Origin of the sequence: Actinomadura sp. KC216 (assembly GCF_004348535.1) — a bacterium.
Classification (GTDB): domain Bacteria; phylum Actinomycetota; class Actinomycetes; order Streptosporangiales; family Streptosporangiaceae; genus Spirillospora.
Genome location: NZ_SMJX01000585.1, coordinates 1 through 2,159, shown reverse-complemented (window position 1 = coordinate 2,159; position 2,159 = coordinate 1). Strand labels below are relative to the sequence as shown.

The window sequence follows — 2,159 nt, the reverse complement described above, 5'->3', positions numbered from 1 at the left end:
GGCGGGGCGGCTAGGCGGCGGGCGGGGCCATGGCGGTGATGCTGCGGGCGTGTGCCACCGCGTTGGCGGCCCACGCGCCCGCCTGCGGGCCCGGTGGGAACTGGGCCGTGTGGTGGAAGCCGGGGCCGGTGACGGAGATGGTCACGAAGCCGAGGTAGCGGCGCTCCTTCATCAGCAGGAAGAGCAGCCCCAGCAGGCAGAACCAGACGAAGACGATCGTCAGGACGATGGCCACCACCGGGATTCCCTCGGTGACCTGGGTAGAGTCCTGGATGGTCCAGGTGGCGCCGTGCAGCGGGTAGCGCCCGTACGGGAGGATGACGTGCGTGCTCGTCAGGGAGATATCGCCGATCTGCAGCAGGACGGGCTCGGCTCCGCCGTGCGGAATCGGATACATCCACTCACCTCTGTTCGAATGAACATCCGTCGCCGTGAGTGATGCTCCCACGCTATTGCGTCCCGTAACAGGGCCCGGACTTGATCACGTTTGAGTTGCGGAGCGATCAGCCGTCCTTGTCGGAATTGGGGGGCTTTCGTAGATTCTCGGGGAACGGGGGCCCTGTTCCTCGCGGCGCCGTCATCCGTTACCGGCCGAAATCCGGCCCGGGACGGGTATGCGCCCCGATCTCCCCGAGGAGACGCCCATGACCGAGGTCAATCGCCGTGACCTGCTCGCCGGAGCCGCGGCCTTCGCAGGATTCGCGACCGTCGGCCTGCTTCCCGGCACCGCCGCCGCCGCGACCCGGCAGCGCCCCGGCGCCCTGCTGCCGCCCTCCCTCACCACCGGCGACAAGGCCGTGGTCGCCCGCATCGACGTCCGCCGGGCGCTGAAGCACCTGAAGGTGCTCAGCGACGGGATCGGCTGGCGCATCGCCGGGACCGAGTCCGAGCACCGCGCCGCCCGCTACATCGCCGGCGTGCTGCGCGACCTCGGCTACAAGGTCGAGCTGCAGCCCTTCCCCGTCGCGGACAAGAACCTGGCGGAGATCCGCGCCAAGGGCGAGCGGCTCTGGCAGGCCAGCGCCTCGCTGCAGGGCGCGACCGACGCCGTCCGCGGAACCGTGCTGGACGTGGGCAAGGTCGTCGAGGTCCCGGCCGACGCGGACGGCAAGCTGGTGGTGTTCGACCGCATCACCGGCAAGGAGACCGACCAGGCCAAGGCCGCCGCGGCCGCCGGCGCCAAGGCGGCGCTCATCATCAACGCGCGCTCCGACACCTTCCCCGAGCGCAAGCCCGCCTCGTTCGCCCCCGCCCTGGCCGAACCGGTCGCGATCCCGGTGCTCGGCCTGGCCGGATACCACGGCGAGCGGATCCGCGCGGGCGCCAAGCGGCTGTCCATCGAGATCACCGGGCACACCGGGATGACGTCCTACAACGTCCTGGCGGAGCGGAAGGCGACGCTGCCCAACCCCGACGGCAAGGCCGTCATCGTCAGCGCCCACTACGACAGCGTCCCCGGCTCGCCCGGCGCCAACGACGACGCCAGCGGGACGGTGCTGTGCCTGGAGCTGGCGCGCGTCCTGCGGCGGCTGCCCACCCAGCAGGCGATCCGCATCTACCTGTGGGGCGCGGAGGAGAACGGCCTGATCGGCTCCCGCTACTACGTGAAGGGGCTGGACGAGACGGGCGTCAAGCAGATCACCGGCTGCTTCCAGAACGACATGGTCGCGACCAGCCACCCGCCCGCGGAGACGTACTGGCTGCTGTCCGTGGACGGCAAGGACAACACCACCACCGCCGCGGTGAACGCCGCCGCGCGCCGGCTCGGCTACGTCGACCAGGTCCAGGGCCCCACGGCCCGCGGGTCCAGCGACCACGAGGCCTTCTACGAGCGCGGGATCGCGGCGGGCAACTTCAGCTGGCGCGGCAACGAGGCGCCCAGCCAGCTCGAACCGATCTACCACACCCCCGAGGACACGATCGCGCAGAACATCAGCCTGAAGCGGCTCAAGGTGTCGATGGAGATCATCGGCTGCGCCGCGTACGAGGTGGCGCGCCACAAGTAGGCGGGGACGACGCGCCGCGTCTTCTGTATGCAACCGTCCGCCATCGCCCGGCATCGTCCCGATCCGTGACGTATTGCCGGGCGGTGGCGCTGTAGGAGACGTCGGCGGTCCCCCGTAACGCACGGCCGCCGGCGGGCCCCCGCATCCTGGGTG

2 protein-coding genes are annotated in these 2,159 nt (G+C 70.8%); one reads left to right on the top strand and one right to left on the bottom strand.

Going from position 1 to position 2,159, the window contains the following annotated elements:
- Positions 1 to 10: 10 nt before the first annotated feature.
- A complete protein-coding gene (locus E1264_RS42205) occupies positions 11 to 397 on the bottom strand; it encodes a hypothetical protein (RefSeq protein ID WP_207936993.1) in 387 nt (128 codons plus the stop codon).
- Positions 398 to 644: 247 nt separating this feature from the next.
- On the opposite strand from E1264_RS42205, the gene E1264_RS42200 reads away from it, so the two are divergent.
- Complete coding sequence (locus E1264_RS42200; protein WP_132183145.1) at positions 645 to 2,006, top strand: M20/M25/M40 family metallo-hydrolase; 1,362 nt, start codon at positions 645 to 647, stop codon at positions 2,004 to 2,006.
- The last annotated feature ends 153 nt before the right edge of the window (positions 2,007 to 2,159 follow it).